The organism is Vibrio iocasae, from assembly GCF_042245395.1.
GTDB lineage: Bacteria > Pseudomonadota > Gammaproteobacteria > Enterobacterales > Vibrionaceae > Vibrio > Vibrio iocasae.
Genome location: NZ_CP145311.1, coordinates 1,151,795 through 1,172,359, shown reverse-complemented (window position 1 = coordinate 1,172,359; position 20,565 = coordinate 1,151,795). Strand labels below are relative to the sequence as shown.

General features: G+C 42.3%; 20 protein-coding genes and 1 riboswitch. Of the genes, 7 read left to right on the top strand and 13 right to left on the bottom strand.

What is annotated here, in order from left to right:
• Positions 1–133: 133 nt before the first annotated feature.
• Entirely contained in the window at positions 134–1,720 is a 1,587-nt protein-coding gene (locus SNR28_RS15100; protein WP_375753491.1) for a Na+/H+ antiporter NhaC family protein, read from the bottom strand.
• A gap of 98 nt (positions 1,721–1,818) precedes the next feature.
• Positions 1,819–1,997, bottom strand: a riboswitch (Lysine riboswitch).
• Positions 1,998–2,386: 389 nt separating this feature from the next.
• Here SNR28_RS15100 and SNR28_RS15095 point away from each other — a divergent pair.
• Positions 2,387–2,794, top strand: a complete 408-nt coding sequence (locus SNR28_RS15095; RefSeq protein WP_375753490.1) for an H-NS family nucleoid-associated regulatory protein — start codon at positions 2,387–2,389, stop codon at positions 2,792–2,794.
• 94 nt (positions 2,795–2,888) lie between these two features.
• Here SNR28_RS15095 and SNR28_RS15090 read toward each other — a convergent pair whose 3' ends face one another.
• The 3 genes from SNR28_RS15090 to SNR28_RS15080 all read right to left on the bottom strand — a co-directional run bounded on the left by SNR28_RS15090 (position 2,889) and on the right by SNR28_RS15080 (position 6,031).
• Positions 2,889–4,190, bottom strand: coding sequence for an inosine/guanosine kinase (locus tag SNR28_RS15090; RefSeq protein WP_375753489.1), 1,302 nt, complete (start codon positions 4,188–4,190; stop codon positions 2,889–2,891).
• A gap of 135 nt (positions 4,191–4,325) precedes the next feature.
• On the bottom strand, positions 4,326–4,973 hold the full coding sequence (locus SNR28_RS15085; protein ID WP_375753488.1) for a DUF2057 family protein: 648 nt from the start codon (positions 4,971–4,973) through the stop codon (positions 4,326–4,328).
• Between the two features lie 110 nt (positions 4,974–5,083).
• On the bottom strand, positions 5,084–6,031 hold the full coding sequence (locus SNR28_RS15080; protein WP_375753487.1) for a porin: 948 nt from the start codon (positions 6,029–6,031) through the stop codon (positions 5,084–5,086).
• Positions 6,032–6,680: 649 nt separating this feature from the next.
• Here SNR28_RS15080 and dinG point away from each other — a divergent pair.
• The 4 genes from dinG to rsmS are packed head-to-tail and all read left to right on the top strand — an operon-like array spanning position 6,681 to position 10,265.
• Positions 6,681–8,756 carry an ATP-dependent DNA helicase DinG gene (dinG, locus tag SNR28_RS15075; protein ID WP_375753486.1) on the top strand — a complete coding sequence of 692 codons (2,076 nt, stop codon included), beginning with the start codon at positions 6,681–6,683 and terminating at the stop codon, positions 8,754–8,756.
• Between the two features lie 29 nt (positions 8,757–8,785).
• The gene (locus tag SNR28_RS15070) at positions 8,786–9,559 is read left to right on the top strand and encodes a TSUP family transporter (RefSeq protein ID WP_375753485.1); all 774 of its coding nucleotides are present in this window, start codon (positions 8,786–8,788) and stop codon (positions 9,557–9,559) included.
• Complete coding sequence (locus SNR28_RS15065) at positions 9,559–10,104, top strand: primosomal replication protein (protein WP_375753484.1); 546 nt, start codon at positions 9,559–9,561, stop codon at positions 10,102–10,104. The genes SNR28_RS15070 and SNR28_RS15065 overlap by 1 nt, the downstream gene beginning before the upstream one ends.
• Positions 10,101–10,265, top strand: a complete 165-nt coding sequence (rsmS, locus tag SNR28_RS15060; RefSeq protein WP_375753483.1) for a pleiotropic regulatory protein RsmS — start codon at positions 10,101–10,103, stop codon at positions 10,263–10,265. Before SNR28_RS15065 ends, rsmS begins: the two co-directional genes overlap by 4 nt.
• Before the next feature lie 11 nt (positions 10,266–10,276).
• On the opposite strand, the gene SNR28_RS15055 is transcribed toward rsmS, so the two are convergent.
• From SNR28_RS15055 to htpX, 3 genes are all read right to left on the bottom strand, one after another.
• Positions 10,277–10,825 (bottom strand): hypothetical protein, encoded by a 549-nt coding sequence (locus SNR28_RS15055; RefSeq protein WP_375753482.1) that lies wholly within the window; start codon positions 10,823–10,825, stop codon positions 10,277–10,279.
• Between the two features lie 165 nt (positions 10,826–10,990).
• Positions 10,991–11,374 (bottom strand): nuclear transport factor 2 family protein, encoded by a 384-nt coding sequence (locus SNR28_RS15050; RefSeq protein ID WP_375753481.1) that lies wholly within the window; start codon positions 11,372–11,374, stop codon positions 10,991–10,993.
• Between the two features lie 181 nt (positions 11,375–11,555).
• Positions 11,556–12,419: a protease HtpX gene (gene htpX, locus SNR28_RS15045; RefSeq protein WP_375753480.1), complete on the bottom strand. Its 864-nt coding sequence runs from the start codon at positions 12,417–12,419 to the stop codon at positions 11,556–11,558.
• 266 nt (positions 12,420–12,685) lie between these two features.
• Between htpX and SNR28_RS15040 the strand changes: the two genes are divergently transcribed.
• The gene (locus SNR28_RS15040) at positions 12,686–12,856 is read left to right on the top strand and encodes a hypothetical protein (protein WP_375753479.1); all 171 of its coding nucleotides are present in this window, start codon (positions 12,686–12,688) and stop codon (positions 12,854–12,856) included.
• Between the two features lie 203 nt (positions 12,857–13,059).
• On the opposite strand, the gene bioD is transcribed toward SNR28_RS15040, so the two are convergent.
• Genes bioD through bioB form a run of 4 tightly spaced genes read right to left on the bottom strand, consistent with a single transcriptional unit; the run spans position 13,060 to position 16,722 of the window.
• Positions 13,060–13,743 (bottom strand): dethiobiotin synthase, encoded by a 684-nt coding sequence (bioD, locus tag SNR28_RS15035; RefSeq protein WP_375753478.1) that lies wholly within the window; start codon positions 13,741–13,743, stop codon positions 13,060–13,062.
• Positions 13,740–14,525 (bottom strand): malonyl-ACP O-methyltransferase BioC, encoded by a 786-nt coding sequence (bioC, locus tag SNR28_RS15030; protein WP_375754096.1) that lies wholly within the window; start codon positions 14,523–14,525, stop codon positions 13,740–13,742. Before bioC ends, bioD begins: the two co-directional genes overlap by 4 nt.
• Positions 14,526–14,531: 6 nt before the next feature.
• Positions 14,532–15,683, bottom strand: coding sequence for an 8-amino-7-oxononanoate synthase (bioF, locus tag SNR28_RS15025; protein WP_375754095.1), 1,152 nt, complete (start codon positions 15,681–15,683; stop codon positions 14,532–14,534).
• Positions 15,670–16,722: a biotin synthase BioB gene (gene bioB, locus SNR28_RS15020; protein ID WP_375753477.1), complete on the bottom strand. Its 1,053-nt coding sequence runs from the start codon at positions 16,720–16,722 to the stop codon at positions 15,670–15,672. The genes bioF and bioB overlap by 14 nt, the downstream gene beginning before the upstream one ends.
• A 124-nt stretch (positions 16,723–16,846) precedes the next feature.
• Between bioB and bioA the strand changes: the two genes are divergently transcribed.
• Complete coding sequence (bioA, locus tag SNR28_RS15015) at positions 16,847–18,136, top strand: adenosylmethionine--8-amino-7-oxononanoate transaminase (protein WP_375753476.1); 1,290 nt, start codon at positions 16,847–16,849, stop codon at positions 18,134–18,136.
• Positions 18,137–18,252: 116 nt separating this feature from the next.
• Here bioA and SNR28_RS15010 read toward each other — a convergent pair whose 3' ends face one another.
• Both SNR28_RS15010 and serS read right to left on the bottom strand, forming a co-directional pair.
• Positions 18,253–19,008, bottom strand: a complete 756-nt coding sequence (locus SNR28_RS15010) for a metalloregulator ArsR/SmtB family transcription factor (RefSeq protein ID WP_375754094.1) — start codon at positions 19,006–19,008, stop codon at positions 18,253–18,255.
• Between the two features lie 161 nt (positions 19,009–19,169).
• Complete coding sequence (gene serS / locus SNR28_RS15005) at positions 19,170–20,477, bottom strand: serine--tRNA ligase (protein WP_375753475.1); 1,308 nt, start codon at positions 20,475–20,477, stop codon at positions 19,170–19,172.
• Between the last annotated feature and the right edge of the window lie 88 nt (positions 20,478–20,565).

Below are 20,565 nucleotides of genomic sequence, written 5' to 3'. Positions count from 1 at the left end.
CGTTTTCTTGCTAACCACACTAACGAAGCTGTTCACATTTTTCAACAGAAAATTTGGTGTTTTTTCATATTAATTTTCAATAAAAAAGGGAGACCGAAGTCTCCCCTACTAATTTGACTAAATATTCAAATTGTTATGCACTCTGTAGCTTTGAAGATTTCGACCTTGAAATCATAGCCAGACCAAAGCAAACAGCCAAAAATGCGATAAACGTTGCTGTAAACGACACGAATACCGAACCAGTCATTCCTAGCAGGACATAACCAATGCACGATATAAATGCGACAGACAATGCATAAGGAAGCTGAGTCGCAACGTGGTCTATATGGTTACAACGAGCACCTGTCGAAGAGAGAATCGTGGTATCAGAGATAGGAGAGCAATGGTCACCAAAAACTGAACCCGCTAAAACCGCACCTAACATTGGTAGCATCATGGCAACATCCGTTGCGCCCGCCATATCCCCTGCGATTGGAAGCATGATTCCGAAAGTACCCCAGGAAGTACCCGTTGCAAACGCCATTAAACCAGATAACAAGAACAGAATAACTGGCAGCCAGTGAATATCTATATTCCCCTGAACAAGGGATGATAAATAAGCGCCCGTCTTCATATCGCCAATTACTGAACCAATAGACCATGCAAATACAAGAATTAAAATAGCGCCAAACATAGATTTAGCACCAATCCATAACGTTTTGGATATATCACTTACTGGAAGCTTTTGCTTAAATACAGTGAACAAAGAAACCATCAAACCAATTAGGCCACCATATACTAAAGAGGTACCTACATCGGTATTTTCAAAAGCACCAAGTACAGAGAATTCTTTTCCGGCTTCTTCTAATGCACTGCCACCAGTTGATAACATAAATACAACAGTTGCAATAATTAGTGCGACAATCGGTAAAATAAGATCCGAAACTTTACCATTCTCGCTTTCTGTAATATTTAAGTCTTCACTTAACTCACTCGGAGATTCTGATTCTTCTTGCTGAGATAATTTAGCGGCCTTTGCTTCGTGCGCTCTCATTGGGCCTATATCTAACTGGAACCATGCGACGGCAAATACCATCAACAGCGCAAATACTGCATAAAAGTTCATTGGAATAAGGCTTAAGTAGGCACCAATAGGTGAATACTCGGTCATTCCGTGCGTTACTAAAATACCACTTATGATGGTCATTATATAAGCACCCCAGCTAGATGCTGGCATCAATACACACATAGGAGCAGCGGTTGAGTCCAGAATATAAGCAAGCTTTGCTCTGGAAACATTATATCGATCGGTTACCGGGCGAGATATCGCACCCACAGCTAAACTGTTGAAATAATCATCAATAAAGATAAATACCCCAAGGAAAGCTGCAAGTAATTTAGAGCCTCGCTTACTCTTAACTCTCTGTTGTGCCCATAACGCAAATGCACGGGTACCACCAGATAGAGTGAGAAGTGCCGTCATCATTCCAAGCAATAAAAGGAATGCGACGATGCTCATGTTCCACGAATTAATCCCACCATCTTCAATAAATACACCTTTGACGATGTTTCCAATATAAGAAGTAGAATTAATTAAAGAAAAGTCTGTTAATAGTAATCCACCAAGAACAATACCCACACCTAGCGATAGTAATACTTGTCTCGTTATTATTGCTAAAGTTAGTGCAATGAGCGGTGGTAAAACAGAAACGGGAGATAATGCAAAATCGACTAAAATCATGATCTTCTTAAACCAATTTGGTTAGAGATCTACTGCAGAAAAGTCGTTATAAACGACTAATGTTGAACAAGCGAAAGGGAAGCGAACACTTCACCCAACCCTACAGTAGCGCTCCATAGTTAACAACATATACTATGGCAGTGATGCACTTATTCAATACATCCCCAGCAAACTGCCTTGATGAGCAAGTCCACTTCGGCAATAACCCCTTTCTCTTCTGTTCATTGGTATCACCCCAACAGAAGTTACTGATAATTATTGCGCCTCTACCTCAGCATCCCCCCTCAAACTGTCTGTTTTTAGTTCAATTAGGAGATAAACTGAATTAGGTATGGGAAATTCTACTGATTCTATTGTTATTTGCAAGATTAAATTCGATCTGGCACGCAATGAAGAACAAGGATTCGCAGGTGTCACTCATTCGAGTGAGTTCTCAAATTCGCGTTATTGATTCGACCTAATTATTCAAATTACACGGTATTCATCGAGTTAAATAAAAAAATATAAATTATTGTTAAGCTAGTTTTTGTAACATAACAACACTTTCGACTATTTTTATTCGAGACTCTATATTATAATTTCTTTGAATAGCACTGAATTTAATTGTTAATATTTTAACGCGCTGTTATTATTGCTGCGTTTAATAAGAACTAGATGGGATAAATCATGTCAGAACTTACCAAAACTCTGCTCAATATTCGTAGCCTTCGCGCATACGCTCGCGAATTAACTTTAGAGCAGTTAGAAGAAGCCTTAGATAAACTAACGACTGTTGTTGACGAGCGTCGCTCAGCAGCAGAAGAAGAAAAAGCAGCTCTTGCTGAACGTGAAGCAAAACTATCTGAATATGCACAGATGATTGCTCAGGACGGAATTGATGTTGAAGATTTAATAGCAGCTCTTTCTGGTGAAACTAAAACTAAAACCCGTAAAAAACGCGAGCCTCGTCCTGCAAAATATAAATATGTAGATGTAACTGGTGAGGAAAAAACTTGGACTGGTCAGGGTCGTACACCTTCTGCTATCCAGAGCCAACTTGACCAGGGTAAATCAATGGATGATTTCCTAATCTAATATATTTAAGCTCTTTATAAAAACTTGAGCCCCATAATGGGGCTCTTTTTTTTATATGTTAACAGTTATTAATATATTTAATGATAAGGTTAAATTATCTTTCCCAGTATGCTTCTTCCAGACTATCTTCTTTTTCTGGTAAGCCTCTGGAAAGTCTAGGAGAATGCTGGACCAGAACTTCGTAACTCGCTCTGTTTGCGTACTTACAAACCTGGGAGAATGAGGAATAAGTTAAGTACGGATATTGGTGTTTACTTGAGTTAGGGACATTCTCTTTATGATATTTATTCGCAGACATGTCGTGCAATAAAGCAGACAGCGCAGCATCCCCTGCGCCATTAGTATTTTTAATTTTCTCTGGTCCACCCATATATGGAGCAATATGTGAATAAACCTTAATTGGGTTTTCACATAACGATTTAGATGCTGGGCGGCTAAATTCAAACTGGTTAAATTCGGCGATGGCTCCGGGTAATAGAGGTAAAGATGTCGTGCGCTTCGCTTTCTCCTCTGTATAACCAGCCATAAACAAGCCAACCGGACCTGAAGTACACAAAACTAAATCTACCCACTCTAAGGCTTTGTCAGACGCAAGAAGCGGGTCTTCTTCACCTGTTAATGCATGAGCCTCATCTTCATTCATGGCAACAACGCTTACGTGATCTCTCAGGAAGTCTTGCCAATATTTAGGGTCGTCTTGTATAACGAATTTCGTACCAAGTGTTAATACTACCGGGACATCGTTCGCCTTTGCGTATTCAATGGCTTTCATTGTCGCCTCAGGCATTGGATCGCCCTCTTTGCAACGAACAAGGTATGCTGTTAATACCAGCGCTGATGCATTTTTAAATATGCTTTCAGGAATGCTTTCGGGTACCAGTTGATTCATTTGACCTTCACTGATCGCGAAAGTACGCTCACCATCATCACTGATTAACGCAAAGCAGCGCCCTATCGCCCCATCAACACCTTGAAGATGATTCAAATCCATACGACTAGAGGTATTACACAGATAACGATAGCCATAACTGCCGATCTCTATGTCTTTACTCATTACACCAAGTAGTGTCGAACGATCGTCCGCTAATACTGAGTAGTTGTGTAGCGTGTTCCCTATTGTGCCACCAGCAAACTCATCAGTAATGAGGTCGTTTTCCTTAAGTTCTTGATATAGTTTTTCTGCTGTCTCATCGTCAATAACCAGAGAATGTCCTTTGCTTAAAGCAAACTTCTCAATAAATTCTTGTGAAACTCTCGCTTCAATATCAACAAGCGTCTGATCGATACCAATCACATGGGTACGTTTCATAGTTTTCGTTGAAGCTTGACTGATCAATGGATCACGAGCGTGGACAGGGAAATAATGTTTGGACTTGCGTTGGCCTGGAAATTTCATGGGAACGTTCTACAGAGTAATGAGTAAAACGTTAATTTTAGCTTGGCTTGATAGTGACAGCAATAAGAGAGGCAATAGCAAACGGTTGCTTGAAATGAAAGCGCCCCATCTTTGAGATAAGGCGCATATAGATGATTAGTCTTGGTCAATCATCCATTTTTTAAATTCTTTGCGTTCTGCTTTGGATGCTTTTAGATACCATGCTTTAAGCTGGTTTATGTTTAATGTTGATGAGACATTAGTCTTGTTACCTTGTGATTTCTGAGAGGCAACTGCTGTCGAGCCTGCTAAGGTAGCCGTACCTGCAATATTTGCTTCATCACCAAAATAGATATTGTTTTGGTTGTTGTACTCAATGACCAACTCATCAAGATCGCGATATGGTAACAACCCTTCTCTTTTATTGACTTTTTCATAGGTAAACGGGATTTCTTTGCCACCAGACATCAACTTCATATCAGGTATACCTTCAAAATGTCTTTTTGCACTTTCGTACTCGTACATTTTAGGAGCAACTATTTCGACGTCTTTACCTGTTGCTTCAAACATCATCATAAATGGTGCAGAATCAAAAACGCTTCTCTCTTTACCACTACCCAGAGTAGCACTTGCTCGAAGAACTATCTGATTAAAGCCATCAGGTAAGGCAACTGGTGAAGTAGACGAATCCACCTCCGTTTCATTCAAATAAAGCAATCTAATGTTCTTGCCCGGTATAAGTTCCGCAGCAAACAAAGAGCTAGAAAATAGCACTCCCAGAGTTGCAATAAATACTGATTTCATAAATTTCCTTTAATAGCTTATATCAGGTAGTAGAATTATCTTTCCAAAAAATCAAAAAGCCACCTTTTCAGGTGGCTTTTGTGAATTTAAAATAAGTTTATTAACTTAAATTAGAATTCAACTTTAACACCAGCAGCGTAACCTAGTTCTACGTCTGCTGCGCCATCATCTTCTTCACCGATTTCAGCGTATAGCTTAGTACCAGGTGCTAGTTTGTAGTCAACGTTTACAAAGTACTTAGTAACGTCTTTTGTAGCGCTGTTAGCAGGATCTGTGTCAGAGTAACCTGCTGCTACAGATACTTTGCTGTTGATTGCGTATTCAGCACCAAGAGCCCAAGTTTTACCACCATCAGTAGCTAGCTTACCATTAGCGTCGTAGTAACCAGCTTCAAGAGTAAGAGCGTCAACACCGCTGTAGATAACTTCGAATGCTAGGATATCGTCGTCAGTACGTGCAACGTCACCGTAGTATACTAGAGCGTCGATGTCAGCAAAACGAACACCTACACGCATGTCAGTCATTTCTGCACCAGAACCGTGCTGGTTGTCACGGTAAGCGATACCACCGTAGTACGCGCCTTTGTCTAGAGTGTACTTGATTACTTCGTCAGCACAGAAAGCAGCAGAAGAATCAAAAACTTTGTTTAGACCGAACTGGTAGTCAGCACCAATACCTAGATCATCACCTAGAGTACAAGTATCACCAACTTTAAGAGTACCCATGCTCTTAGAGTAAAGTGCGAAGTAAACATCACCCATGCTCACTGTAGAAGAATCAGAAGTGTTTACGCCGTCAGAGTTTTTAGAGTCACCCTGGAATTCCCAGTAAGCACCACCAGAAATGTCTTCGTTTATAGCGTAACGTACGTCAAAACCAAGGTCTGCATCCTGGATTTCCTGCTTAGGAGAAGCGTCTTTAGCATCGTTCTTCTTGTAAACTACTTCCATGTCGCCTTTCATATCAACAGTAACGCCGTCAGCTGTATAGATGTTGATACTTGCGTTTGCTGCGCCTGCTGCAACTAGTACAGATAGAGCGATTAGAGTCTTTTTCATAATAATCCACTGCCTTTTCTTAAGATTGGGAGGTCCTTGCCCGGTTCCCTTTTTAGTTTTTGATGACAACGTTTTACCTCTTTGTGCAAAATCGTTATCGCCATTAAATTGCGGAGTTAGATTGCAAAAGATTGAGCCGCATGTCAAACGGATAAATTTTTATAAACAAAAAAATAAAAAACCATAAAATACATACACTTAAATAATACAGCTCTTGATAAATGTGATCTCTATAATAAAACATTCATCAAATTTAAATAAAAAACACATCACTTTTTGCAGAATAATAACCCATTTATTTCAGTTATCAGACAAATAAGCAGCATATAATATCGTTTATATTTTTTTACATAGTATTTAAGGTATGTTTGAGCATGTATTTATGATAGTTCCGTAAGGTTCAGTATTTTTTTGTGACACTCATCAATTTTTGATTAAAAACAAAATCGCTTTGGCTATAAAACACTCAGTAGATGCAACAAATAGTCAAGGAAAATAGCTTGTTAAAGTAATAGATAGCGTAACAATTCATTCACCAAACGTATGCGCAGCATAGGTTCCATTCGCTATTTATCCATAGAGCGGGCTCACACTCTTATGCTATGATTCGCGCCCACCTAAACCAGTGATAACGTGTGCAGCCAAACCGATGATTAACCCAAATGTTCAAAAATCAATAAAAGCCAGTTATCAAAACCTCCAATATCAACTGGACAATTTTAGGCCGCGAAGAGCTCAGAACTACCTTGTTGCAGAGATAGCTAAAACGCTCTCTGGGGAATATCACAAATCAAACCGTATGATGGTGGCCGAAGCAGGAACCGGAATTGGAAAATCTCTCTCTTATTTAATGGCGGCAATTCCAGTTGCGGTACTCAACAATCGAAAAGTGGTTATCTCCACCGCAACTGTCGCTTTGCAGGAGCAGTTATTAAATAAAGACCTGCCTCTATTTAGACGAATCACAGATCTGGACTTCTCTTTTATATTGGCGAAAGGACGTCAAAGATACTGTTGCGCTGAAAAGCTGGCCGTTGCATGCGGAGCAGATGGTGGACAACTTGCTATTTTTGATACGAAACCTAAGAAGAAAGATATCGAGTTAATAGAAACCATGTATCGCTCTTTAGCTCAGGGGAAGTGGGATGGTGATCGTGACTCATGGCCAAAACCAATTAAAGATGAAATATGGCAACTTATTGTGAGTGACAAACACAGCTGCAATAACAGTCTGCCTGCACACCGTAGTTGTCCTTTCCAGAAAGCACGTTCCGAGCTGGATAGAAATGATGTCGTTATCGCTAACCATAGCCTGGTTATGGCGGATATTGACCTTGGAGGCGGGATCATTCTGTCAGAACCAGAAAATACTATCTATGTATTTGACGAAGCTCACCACCTTCCGAAAGTCGCACGCGACCACTCTTCAGCGGCAGCGAGCCTTAAAGGTGCCGCTAGTTGGTTAGAAAAGTTAAACCAGTCATCTTCTAAGTTTACTTCTTTAGCCGATGACAAACGAGTAAACCGATTCAGAAACGAACTCCAGGATAACATACAGCAACTTATTCCCGGTTTAACTCAGCTAGCAAGACAGTTCACCCCATCCAGTTTTGAAGAGAATGTCTATCGGTTTGAACATGGAGAACTCCCCTCTTGGCTAGAAAACGAGTCAAAAGAGCTTAAATCGCTGGCCTCAAAAGCCAATCAGGCACTAGCAAAAATAATCGACTTAATAGCAGAAAGAGTAAAAGATGGTGAGTTGTCAGCAAAAATGGCAGAACCTGCAATGGCCGAGGCAGGCTTTTACCTTCAGCGTTTAGAGAACCTGGCAAAGGTTTGGGTACTAATGGCCGAACCAACTCGAGAAAAAGGTGCTCCGCTGGCAAGGTGGTTAGAGTTACACCCAGATCGAGAGGGTGACTTTATTGTAAACGTATCCCCTCTGGAAATTGGCTGGCAGCTCGATCAAAAGCTATGGAGTCGATGTATTGGTGCAGTTCTCACTTCGGCAACCATCAGAGCACTTAACTCTTTTAACTTTTTTTGTAATCAGGTGGGCGTGAGCCAGAAAGAGGAGAATGGTACCCAATTTCTGGCTCTGGCATCGCCTTTTGAATATCAACAAAATGCAGAGCTGTACTTGCCAACCACCGATTTTGAGCCACAAGCACCAGAATTCACAGACTACCTTGCTGATAAGCTTCCTAAACTGATAGAAAAAGATAAAGCAAATCTGGTTTTATTCGCATCGTACTGGCAAATGAACCAAGTAGCGAAATCGTTAGAGTCGAGTTTTATAAAAAAAGGCTGGACGCTACAGGTTCAGGGTGAGTCTTCGCGCTCAGAAATTCTAAAAAAACATAAAACACTGATCCAATGTGGCAAAACTAGTGTGCTTTTTGGTACAGGGAGTTTCTCTGAAGGGTTAGACTTACCCGGAGCTTTATTAGAAAACCTGATTATTACAAAAATCCCATTCGCGGTACCAACTTCACCGGTAGAACAGGCACATTCCGAATATATAGAAAAAAGAGGGGGAAACCCTTTTCTTCAAATAGCAGTTCCGGAAGCCAGTAAAAAATTAATACAATCCGTTGGCCGGTTACTGCGTAAAGAAGAGGATTCTGGTAGAGTCGTGATTCTTGATCGTCGCTTGATTTCAAAACGCTACGGAAAGTCTCTTTTAGACTCGCTTCCACCTTTTAGGCGCAATATAGAATATTAATAAAAGCCGAACTTAAAATAAGAGTATTTATGGAAATGTTAGAGCCAGCAATGCTGGTTGTTTTGGCGCTAGTTGCTTTTTTAGCTGGATTTATCGATGCCGTTGCCGGAGGGGGTGGCATGCTAACGGTTCCGGCGCTATTGTCTATCGGTTTACCCCCTCATATAGCCCTTGGTACCAACAAGCTTGCCGCTACATTTGCCTCATCTACGGCTGCGGTAACTTTCTATCGAAAAAAGTTGTTCAACCCTCAGTTTTGGGGCCATGCTTTTATTGCAACACTGATCGGAGCCACAACAGGCACACTGGTCGTTGATGCAATCAGCACTGACTGGCTGGAAAAAGCACTTCCTCTTATTATTTTGGCTACCGCTATTTATACTATCTGGCATAAAACGCCAGATACCAATAAACATGTGCTACCAGAGCCAAGCAAAAAGCTAATAAAGATTCAGTGGTTACAAGGTTTCACGCTTGGTTTTTACGATGGTGTTGCTGGTCCGGGAACAGGCGCTTTCTGGACAGTGAGCAGTATGGCAATTTATCGCCTGAACATCCTACTAGCATCCGGTTTGTCGAAAGCGATGAACTTTACCAGTAACTTTACTTCTCTGGTTACTTTCGCTGTTTTGGGGCATATAAACTGGGTTCTTGGCCTGACGATGGGCGTTTGTCTGATGCTTGGTGCCTATGTAGGAGCTCACTCTGCCATTAGATTTGGGGCAAAGTTTATCCGCCCTGTGTTTATTACGGTAGTAAGTGTGCTTGCCGTCAAGCTTGCTTATGAGGCATGGTTTGTTTAATGAATGTTAGCCAACTCAAATATCTGCTTGATAACCTGCTCAAAAAGGCAGAGCAGATAGATCAAACAAGGGGTAAACACTATCAGCCCCTGTTTGATGAATGGCTATTCTCAACCGATTCCAGACTTCTCACTCCATGTGTAGAAGAAACACGCCACCTACTCGACACTCTTGTACAAGAAAATGAAGATGACTGTTTAACAACGGTTCAAGCTGAGTATTTGACTGAGAAGCTCCTTGCTCAGATAACAGCCATTCAAAAAGAATTGTCGACTCAAACTATTCGTAATAACGAGATCAGGCACGGGAGCCATTTCAAAAGGCCAATCAATCTACTTTATCAGGATCTGGCGCAACACCAGGAATGGGAGCGTCGGTTGAAAGAGCTCGTCAGGCAGAAAGAAAAAGAACTGAACCAGGTTCCACCCAATATGAGACAGCAAGCATTAAAAGCACTTATAACAGCAGAAAAAAGATTGGAACGTTGCGCTGAAGCCACACAAAAGATAGAAAAACAGATTGTTCGCCGGGAGAAGAATCAATGACCGACAAAAAAAGTAACGCTTTAGATAATGCACCTGAAGAGATTAAACTGGCTGTGGACCTAATATATCTGCTCGAATCCAACGAAATCGATCCTAAGATAGCGTTAGAAGCTATTGATATTGTTAAACAAGATTTACAGAGCAAAGTCGACGCATCTTAATACGAAGCTCTTTATTTTTGGTTTCCAATTAGCTTTGCACGATGTCTGGGATACTCCGTTCCTGGTGATAACCAGATGGACAAAAAAGCATCATTGAGAGATTCACTTCGAATCTCACCCAGCTTTACCGGAGCCTGGCTTTCACGATAAGAATGCATTTCTCCTGTCTCACCATCCGTAATGTAAACCAAACGTTCTCCCTTTTGGACGCTGGTATAGATTTCTTGCAGCTCAAGAATCCACTCTTCCTGTAAAGTTTTGTTATAACCAAGATACGCCCACTGTTCCTGAGTAGCCTGAATAAGCTGCTCTTTAGATATATCTCTATGATAAATGATAGATAACGCCATTGGATGAGGGGTTATATCAGTGGACTCCTCATACTCTCCAGTCGGGCTCTTTAGTTCTGAGTTAAAGAGCTTGAAAAACAACCAGCTTAAACTCGATTCTCCCACAGTCGGCCAGCTTTCCCACTTTGAATCGTCTTGCCAGTTAGGAGATGAAGCAATCGCACTTGCAGATATAGCAAAATAAGCCATCAACACGGTTATCCATTTCATTGCACTCTCCACCTGTTACGTATGAACGAACACAATTTAAAATGCAAAAAGCGCACCAGCAGATTAAGAAGCTAGAATTAAGTTTAAGAAAGAGGAATGAAGAGGCGCTAGTCAGTCACCTACAACAGCGGGCAAAAACTAGCCCCTTGGAATAGGTACTATCCGCTAGGTAAAAATCAATGTTCTAGGATCAAAGTAGTTTCGTTGATACAACACTTTCCCTTCGAAAAATTCCAAATGGGAGCAGCCTTGCACCGAGGTTTCATTGCCATTGTTTATTTTTTCATGAGCGATGGTAACTTCCCAAATCAAAAAACCAACACTGCTTTTTTGCTGAAAGTATGAAACATGGAATGAGTAGGTTTGAACTTTTTTGTATAAGTTTTCAAAATGGTTATACAGTTCTGCTATACCTTCTAACTGAATTGTTGAGTCACTAAACTCAACATCCTTATGATAGATTTCACAAATCTTAGAAAGGTTTGTAGCATTTAGGTGCCTAAATAATCTTGCAACCTCTTCGACACCCACACTTGATACTACATCCACAATCATACCGCATACAAACCCATACAACACAGATACAAAATTTAGTGCACTTTTTATAGTTATACAATTAATATTTTGTACAACTTTCGAGAATCGCGTAAGTTAGTTTACTATTTCGACAGGAATAGAAAAACCTGATGAAAATCAGGCTTTTCTATTGCATGAGTATCAGATAACGAGCTTATCTACTGCGCAACGCATCGATGCGCTTATCAAGCGGTGGGTGGCTCATTAGCAGTTGCATCAATGAACTTTTGCCATTGATACCAAAGGCCATCATAGAACCCTCTAATTGCGGCTCGTGGCTCATCTTCAGACGTTCTAGTGCTGCAATCATCTTATGCTTACCAACAAGGCTCGCGGCGCCTGCATCTGCAAAATACTCTCTGCGTCGGCTGTACCACATTGTGATAAAACTTGCTAAGAACCCTAGCACCACTTCGAGGAACATCGAAATAGCAAAGTAGGCCAGCATGTTTGTACCCTGCCCTTCCTCTCTGTCACCAGAAGCAAGGATGTTTGCCACAAAACGCGATAAGAATATGACGAAGGTGTTCACAACACCTTGGAGTAACGTCATGGTTACCATGTCTCCATTAGAAATGTGACTTACCTCGTGAGCTAGCACAGCTTCAGCCTCATCTCGGGTCATATTACGTAGCAGACCAGTAGAAACCGCCACAAGCGAATCATCTCTTTTAGCACCTGTCGCAAAGGCGTTGATGTCCGGTGAATCGTAAATTGCTACGGTAGGCATACCAATGCCTGCTTTTTGTGACTGGAACTTCACCGTTTCCAGCAACCAGTGTTCGGTCTCATTTCGCGGACTATCAATAACCTGACCGCCAACAGAACGTAGCGCCATTTTCTTTGACATCAGTAATGAAATAAATGAACCACCAAACCCAAATACCGCTGCCATGATCAATAAGCCATTTAAGCTGCCGGGCTGCATTCCTGTTGTGGCGTATACGATGTTAAGCACAATGCTTAGTACAAATACAACCGCTAAGTTTGTAGCCAGATACAGCATTACACGTTTCATGTTTTTCTCCGTTAATTATCTACTCGCGTACGATTCTAGTTGAGTTAATTGGTACGCTGTTACTTATATAGATAGTGTCGTAAATTTTTAATACAAGGTTAAGTCACAATTTGTGACAAATTGTCAATGATACGGTAAAGCACGACTGGTCTAACCATTCGCTCAGTTAGACTAAGGTCTTATTGAGGAAAAGCTTTCTGATAGTAGCATTCAGATCATGCAAAATGCATGTGTTTCGAGTTACACGTTATCAAAGGAATTAAGTTATGGTTGAGAACGGAAGCAACTATCAAATGGCAATTGATCTGTTGTGCTGTCATTTGGGGATTACTGAGGATGAAGCGAAGGTTCAACTTGGTATTAGCGATGAACAATCCATCCATAAGAAGATTGTTGATACTCAGCAGGCGTTTATGGGGCTATCTTCGGATAAATAGCGCTGGTTCACCAGGCTCACCGAATGTACTCGACTACATGAACCGCTTTTTACTCACTGCTGCTGAAAAACGTTTCTACGAATAGCATGTTCATTCCGCTGAGCACACACGGCAATCCTGCTAAGTTCTGCCGTAGACAATTAAGTAGATACAAAGAGGGTTGCCATTTGGCAACCCCCTTACTTATCTAACCAGTATGTTACTTAACCTTCAATGATCGGTGAAACATCCATATATTTACCGATATCACGCCTTTTCACACTTGGTACGTAAGGGATCTCACCTAACTTAGGCGCTGGAATTTTTTCTTCCAGCATTTTGATGATATCCGCGTAGTGTTCTGTGCCCGGGTTAATGCGGTTTGCCGCCCAGCCAACAATCTCAAGACCGTCGTTTTGGATAGCTTCTACAGAAAGCATTGCGTGGCTAAGGCAACCAAGTTTGATACCTACAACCAGAACTACTGGTAGCTTTTCTTGTTTCACCCAGGTTGAAAGACAATCTGTGTCTGAAACAGGTACACGCCAACCGCCAGCACCTTCTACAAGCACAACATCCGCGCACTCTTTATGGTGAGCCAGTTTTTCACTCAGAACGGAATACTCTACTGTGACATTTTCTTCACGTGCTGCGATATGAGGAGAGCAAGGTTTAGCAAGTGCATAAGGATTAACATCCTCATAAGGCACTTTCATAGTTGATGCGTCCTGAAGATGCAGAGCATCTGAATTTCTCATACCTTCTTCAGTCTCTTTACAGCCTGCAGCAACTGGTTTGTAGCCAATAGTTTCCAGCCCTCGAGCGCCAAGAGCCTGAAGAATCGCTTTTGATACGACTGTTTTACCGACTTCTGTATCAGTTCCGGCAATAAAAAATGCTTTAATCATAGATTAATAGCCCCTAAACATACTTCATAAGTGGCAGGCAATAATCCTGACTCACTTCGATACTTACCGTACTCACCCTCAACATTGATCAGAACTTGTTTCTTGACCAACCCTTGAGCCCTATCGTTAATGTGCGTAGCGCCAATGCCCTTTAAGTCACGCATTAACTGAAGTGCAGATGAGTACCACACTTTGATTGTCCGTAAGTCTAGATGATGCTTTGGAGCTTCAGATTGCGCTAACGCAATTTTTATATTCTTCTCAGTGAGAAAATCATTCACGTGTTGATGTGTATCAATTTTGGCCCATGCCTGCTTTAGCTCAAACAATGAGCCGTCCAGTAAAGTCGTAAAATATATCTGACCACCCGGTTTAGTAACTCGCTTTAACTCTTTCAACGGTTCTGAAATGTCTTCACACCATTGAAGAGCTAAGCTTGAGAAAACATAATCAAACTGTTCTGATTCAAAAGGTAGGTTTTCAGCATCGGCTTGTTGGTAGAACTCAACTTTACTTCCGCATCGGGTTTCTGCTTGCTCTAGCATTTCGACAGAAATGTCTGCCGCAGTGACTTTGGCACCTTTGTCGGCCAATAGCTCTGAAAAGTACCCCGTCCCACAGCCGATATCCAGAACACGTTTACCTTCCAGTGTTTCAGGCATCATCGAGAGTAACTCATGCCCAACCTGCCTTTGAAACTCAGCATGTTTGTCATAATTTGTCGCGGCCTTCCCGAATGCTTCTGCAATCGCTTCTTTGCGCTTGTTATCTAACACGTTCAGTACCCTTTACTTCTCAATAGATGCATAACGAATTTCCTGACAGAGCTGTTTTACATGCTCAGCTGAGTGCATCGCCGTTAACGTAATTCTCAGCCTGGCACTACCTTTTGGCACAGTTGGCGGCCTGATTGCCGTCACCCAAAAACCCTTATTTCTTAGATTTTCAGCCAGAGACAATGCAACATCTGTTTCACCACAAATAAACGGTTTGATTGGGGTGTCTGTTTGTACAAAACCATCTACGTCACCTAAAGCATCGTTATAGATTCCTTGTAACTCTGTTAGCTTCTCTCTACGCCAGCGCTGTTGCTGAATCATTTTTGCCGTCGATGCTAAGGAATGAGCTTGTGAAGGCGGCATAGCCGTTGAGTAAACATGATGCTTTGCAAACTGAGTCAGATAATCTCCTGTGCTTTCATCACACATAACCGCAGCACCGGAAAGACCAAATGCCTTTCCAAAAGTCACAATCAGCAGATTTGGTTTTATTCCAGCCAGAGCGCAGCTGCCGCTTCCGTCTTCTCCAAGAACACCAATACCATGTGCATCGTCAACCATTAACCAGTTGTCAGTTGCTTCAGTCACTTCACTTATTGCTTTAAGCGGAGCTTTATCGCCATCCATACTAAAAACACCTTCAGTCACTACTAGTGATGAATCGCTCCGTGTTAACAACCTTTCAAGGTGCGAGACATCATTGTGACGAAAGCGCTTCATCGTTGCCGGAGATAAGCTTCCCGCTTCCATAAGTGACGCGTGATTAAGTCGATCCTGAAGTAGTAAGTCTGATTTGTTCAGTAACGAAAACAACACCGCCTGGTTAGCACTAAAACCAGAAACAAACAAAACCGCTCGTTCATATCCTAACCAGTCACACAGTGTTTCTTCTAGCCCCAAATGAGCATGAGATTGCCCCGTGACAAGCGGGGAAGCACCACTACCCGCACCATAAATATCAAGCCCTCGCTGCCAGTTAGCCACGACTTCACTGTCAGCCGCTAACCCAAGGTAATCATTGCTGGAGAAATTTATGTACCCCTGATTATCTTTGCTAAATAAAGCCTGGTTAGCGCCTGCAAAGACATTTACGCTGCGGGTCAATCCACTTTGACGTCTCAACGTCAGAGCATTTTCAATACGAGTGTTAAACACTGGCATCGTAGAACAAGTCGTCTTCTGTCGGGCGAGCAGCAACCCGCTCTGCCACCTGTTCAAGAAGTTCCGTTTCATGAACGACATCTGGCTTCTGACTCATTTCCACACTGTTGATACCTAACTTCTTGAATAATTGCATATCGGCATCTTCATCCGGGTTAGGTGTGGTAAGAAGCTTGCAACCATAGAAAACTGAGTTGGCACCAGCCATAAAGCAAAGTGTCTGCATCTGCTCGTTCATATTTTCACGACCAGCAGAAAGACGAACCGCTGACTTTGGCATCATTATGCGTGCAATGGCAATTAGACGAATGAAATCGAATGGGTCCACATCTTCTGCATCTTCAAGTGGCGTACCTTTCACTTTAACAAGCATATTGATTGGCACACTTTCAGGATGAACAGGAAGGTTCGCAAGCTCAACAAATAGACCTGCACGATCATTCACACTTTCACCCATTCCAATAATTCCACCAGAACAGATCTTCATGCCAGCATCACGCACATGCGACAGTGTATCCAGGCGATCTTGATAAGTACGAGTAGTAATGATTTTTCCGTAAAATTCCGGAGAGGTATCAAGGTTGTGGTTGTAGTAGTCCAACCCCGCGTCTGCCAACTCGTTTGCCTGATCCGGAGTCAGCATACCTAGAGTCATACAAGTCTCTAACCCTTTATCTTTGACACCTTTGATCATACTGATCAAATGCGGCATATCTCTCTCTTTCGGGTTCTTCCACGCAGCCCCCATGCAGAATCGAGTCGAGCCCGCATTTTTTGCTTTTTCTGCGGCATCAAGAACGCGCTCTACTTCCATCAGGCGCTCTCTTTCTACATCTGTCGTGTAACGGGCGCTCTGAGGACAATATTTACAATCTTCAGGACAAGCACCTGTTTTGATTGATAGAAGTGTGCTTACCTGTACATAGTTGTGCTGTTGATATTGGCGATGAACCTGCTGAGCTTCAAACAGCAAATCCATAAAAGGCTTTTCCATCAGCGCACGAACTTCCTGCACTGACCAGTTATGACGAACTTCCACGTGTATATCCTGCGTTTTTTATAATGTTAATGCTTGGCTAGTCTACTTACAGAAGTTAGACTGTCAACAAAACTAAATGCAGTTAAGTTTACAATTGACCAATAATTAACCAGAATTAAAATTTATGGACCTGAAATTTGATCGTCAACACATTTGGCACCCGTATACATCTACATTAAGCCCATTAACTTGCTACCCGGTGAAAAGTGCTCAGGGAGTGTATCTGGAGCTTGAAAGTGGAGAAAAGCTTATTGATGGTATGTCTTCCTGGTGGTCAACAATACATGGGTACAACCATCCTCATCTCAATCAGGCTGCTCACCAGCAAATCGATAAGGTGTCTCATGTAATGTTCGGAGGTATTACCCATGAACCCGCAATTAACCTATGCAAAAAATTACTAAAACTGGCACCGGACAATCTTGAACATGTATTTTTGGCAGACTCGGGATCCGTTGCTGTTGAAGTTAGCCTGAAAATGGCGTTGCAGTATTGGCATGCAAAAGGAGAATCACGTCCTAAGTTTCTTACATTAAGAGACGGCTACCATGGTGATACATTCGCTGCAATGTCAGTCACCGATCCAGATAACTCTATGCATAGCCTTTACAAAGGTTTTCTTCCTGAGCATATCTTTGCTGATTCACCAAAAACCGGATTCTGGGACGAATGGAACCCGGAAGATATCAGCGATTTTGAAGGCAAACTCAAGGCACATAGCAAAGAGGTTGCCGCTGTCATCCTGGAGCCAATCGTGCAGGGTGCGGGGGGAATGCGTATCTATCACCCAGAGTTTCTCAAACAAGTAAGAGCGCTTTGTGATCAGTATGGAGTGCTGCTTATTCTGGATGAGATAGCAACGGGGTTTGGACGTACAGGAAAGTTGTTTGCCTGCGAACACGCGGATATCCAACCAGACATTCTATGTGTCGGAAAGGCAATAACGGGTGGCTATATGACCCTTTCTGCCGCTTTAACGACAAAGAACGTAGCAGATACTGTCTGTGGTGGTGAAGCCGGATGCTTTATGCACGGCCCTACATTTATGGCTAACCCATTAGCGTGTGCCGTCGCAACAGCAAGTATGGAACTTATCGAAGAAGGTAACTGGAAAGAGCAAACAAAAAATATCGAGTCACTGTTTGCTGAAACGCTCCCACCCTTGAAAGAGTTTGATTTAGTTGAAGATGTTCGCTGGTTAGGTGCTATAGGTGTAGTAGAAACCAAAACCCCGGTTAATATGGAGAAGATTCAGTCATTGTTTGTTGAGAAAGGAGTATGGATCCGCCCATTCGGCAAGCTTATCTATATGATGCCACCATTTATCAGCACCAAAGAAGAAGTCAGAAAGTTAGTCGAAGCAGTAACTGCAGCATTGTCTGATCCGGAATGTTTTGTGCCTTCCCCATCATAACAACATCACGGGGCATCGGGCTGGTGTTGATAAGAAAACCCTTTGTGCCATGGATGGCACATCGGAGCGTCATGGATGACTTCATGCGAGTTTTCGTTCAATATCAGCCTGATGCTCTAGCGACCTCTATAACGCCTTTTACGATCCGCAAGTTTAAGCTGGTGTTTCTCTTGATTGATGATCCCCGGATTACCATTTCGAACCGTTTGCAACGTGTGCCTAATCCAAAGTGGAAGATGATCAGACAGACGATAAAAAATCCACAGACCATCACGTTCATCCTGCAAGAAACCACTGTCTCGCAGTAGCGCCAAATGTCGGGACACCTTCGGTTGGCTTTCTCCCAGTGCTTCAGTAAGATCAGAAACACTCAATACTCGCTCGTCCTCCAGCAACATCACAATCTTGAGACGCAGTGGGTCGCTCATCACCTTAAACAAGGCCGTTGGAGCGTAGACGCCCTTAGCTTCTTGACCATTAAGCAGCAAAAACAGAGAAATTCTATCTTCCAAACCCTTATAGACTTCTTTAAAAGCCTCTATTCCATCAGTATCTTTAGGATCTGCAAATCCCCAATGAATCTGGTCACCTTGTGTATCAAACTCACCACATTCATCTTTCGCATTTTCACAGAGCGTAATTACAAAATCGAACTCCTGACCGATAAAATCCTGGGTCGACTTGCTTTCAAGTGAGCTAACATCAATACCTTGCTCAGTCAGAACCTGAATTGCTCGAGGATCCACCTCGCTCGGACTGGTTCCTGCACTCACCGCTTTCAACTCACCTACAGCCATATGGTTAAATAGAGCTTCCGCTAACTGAGATCGGGCCGAATTACCTGTACATAGAAATAAAATCTTCTTCATAATTTATTCTGTTGTTGCTTTTTACTTGTCGTTTTATATATCAGCTAAGGCAATCTGTATACGCCACAAAATCACATTTATGCCAATACAACTTAAGACCTTACAAATAAAAAAAGACCCAACATTAATTGTCAGGTCTTATTATTTTTTATCTGTCGTACTTATCAGCCGATGTGAGTCTGACCGCCCATGTACTTACGAAGTACTTCAGGAATCTCAATACGGCCATCTTCTTGCTGGTAGTTCTCAAGAATCGCAACCATAGTACGACCAACCGCAAGGCCAGAACCATTCAGTGTATGTACTAGCTCAGGCTTCTTCTCTCCCTTACGACGGAAACGAGCCTGCATACGACGTGCCTGGAAGTCCCACATGTTTGAACAAGATGAGATTTCACGGTAAGTTTCCTGAGCTGGAACCCACACTTCAAGGTCATAAGTCTTACGAGAACCGAAGCCCATATCACCTGTGCAAAGAACAACTTTACGGTATGGTAGGTCAAGCAACTGAAGAACTTTCTCTGCGTGGCCCGTCAACTCTTCCAGAGCATTCATTGAATCTTCCGGACGAGTAATCTGAACAAGTTCAACTTTATCGAACTGGTGCATACGGATAAGACCACGAGTGTCACGGCCGTAAGAACCCGCTTCTGAACGGAAGCAAGGCGTATGTGCAGTCATCTTAATAGGCAGTTCAGCCTCATCAGAGATAGTATCGCGAACAAGGTTAGTCAGCGGTACTTCTGCCGTTGGGATCAAAGAAAGCTTACGAGGCTCCTCGTCGTTTACCTTTTCTGTTAGAGGCTCTGTATGGAACAGATCTTCACCGAACTTAGGTAACTGACCAGTACCGTACAGGCTGTCTGCGTTTACAAGGTAAGGTACATACATCTCTGCATAACCGTGCTCATCGGTGTGCAGATCCAGCATAAACTGAGCGATTGCACGATGAAGACGAGCAAACTGGCCTTTCATTACGATAAAACGAGCACCAGTAATCTTAGTTGCACTGGCGAAATCAAGACCATCACCCATTTCACCAAGATCGACATGATCTTTTACGTCAAAGTCGTAAGACTTAGGTGTACCCCACTTAAGAACTTCAACGTTTTCGTCTTCATCCTTACCAACTGGCACAGAATCATCTGGCAGGTTTGGTACCGATAGTGCGATATCTTCCAGTTTAAACTGTACTTCAGAAAGCTGAACTTTCTTACTATCGAGTTCACTACCAAGGTTACCGATCTGCTTTTTGATCTCTTCAGCACCTTCTTTATCACCAGCAGCCATTTTCTGACCAATCTGCTTGGAGATGGAGTTACGCGAGGATTGTAAATTTTCAACTTCTACCTGAATGGACTTACGAGTCTCTTCAAGTTGACGAATTGTCTCTACGTCCAGCTTATAGCCGCGACGTGCCAGTTTTTCAGCTGTTTCTTCCAGCTCTGTACGAAGTAATTTAGAATCCAGCATTGCTAATCCTATGCCTTTTTAGTTGAGAAAAAACATGCTCAATCTTTGAGCATGTTTATAGATATACGTTTAACCGAGTAAAGATAAA

What these genes read in the sequence shown, in the direction of transcription:
- SNR28_RS15100 (WP_375753491.1), bottom strand. Translation starts at nt 1,720, where the DNA reads ATGATTTTAGTCGATTTTGCATTATCTCCCGTTTCTGTTTTACCACCG.
- SNR28_RS15095 (WP_375753490.1), top strand. Translation starts at nt 2,387, where the DNA reads ATGTCAGAACTTACCAAAACTCTGCTCAATATTCGTAGCCTTCGCGCA.
- SNR28_RS15090 (WP_375753489.1), bottom strand. Translation starts at nt 4,190, where the DNA reads ATGAAATTTCCAGGCCAACGCAAGTCCAAACATTATTTCCCTGTCCAC.
- SNR28_RS15085 (WP_375753488.1), bottom strand. Translation starts at nt 4,973, where the DNA reads ATGAAATCAGTATTTATTGCAACTCTGGGAGTGCTATTTTCTAGCTCT.
- SNR28_RS15080 (WP_375753487.1), bottom strand. Translation starts at nt 6,031, where the DNA reads ATGAAAAAGACTCTAATCGCTCTATCTGTACTAGTTGCAGCAGGCGCA.
- dinG (WP_375753486.1), top strand. Translation starts at nt 6,681, where the DNA reads ATGATTAACCCAAATGTTCAAAAATCAATAAAAGCCAGTTATCAAAAC.
- SNR28_RS15070 (WP_375753485.1), top strand. Translation starts at nt 8,786, where the DNA reads ATGGAAATGTTAGAGCCAGCAATGCTGGTTGTTTTGGCGCTAGTTGCT.
- SNR28_RS15065 (WP_375753484.1), top strand. Translation starts at nt 9,559, where the DNA reads ATGAATGTTAGCCAACTCAAATATCTGCTTGATAACCTGCTCAAAAAG.
- rsmS (WP_375753483.1), top strand. Translation starts at nt 10,101, where the DNA reads ATGACCGACAAAAAAAGTAACGCTTTAGATAATGCACCTGAAGAGATT.
- SNR28_RS15055 (WP_375753482.1), bottom strand. Translation starts at nt 10,825, where the DNA reads ATGAAATGGATAACCGTGTTGATGGCTTATTTTGCTATATCTGCAAGT.
- htpX (WP_375753480.1), bottom strand. Translation starts at nt 12,419, where the DNA reads ATGAAACGTGTAATGCTGTATCTGGCTACAAACTTAGCGGTTGTATTT.
- SNR28_RS15040 (WP_375753479.1), top strand. Translation starts at nt 12,686, where the DNA reads ATGGTTGAGAACGGAAGCAACTATCAAATGGCAATTGATCTGTTGTGC.
- bioD (WP_375753478.1), bottom strand. Translation starts at nt 13,743, where the DNA reads ATGATTAAAGCATTTTTTATTGCCGGAACTGATACAGAAGTCGGTAAA.
- bioF (WP_375754095.1), bottom strand. Translation starts at nt 15,683, where the DNA reads ATGCCAGTGTTTAACACTCGTATTGAAAATGCTCTGACGTTGAGACGT.
- bioA (WP_375753476.1), top strand. Translation starts at nt 16,847, where the DNA reads ATGGACCTGAAATTTGATCGTCAACACATTTGGCACCCGTATACATCT.
- serS (WP_375753475.1), bottom strand. Translation starts at nt 20,477, where the DNA reads ATGCTGGATTCTAAATTACTTCGTACAGAGCTGGAAGAAACAGCTGAA.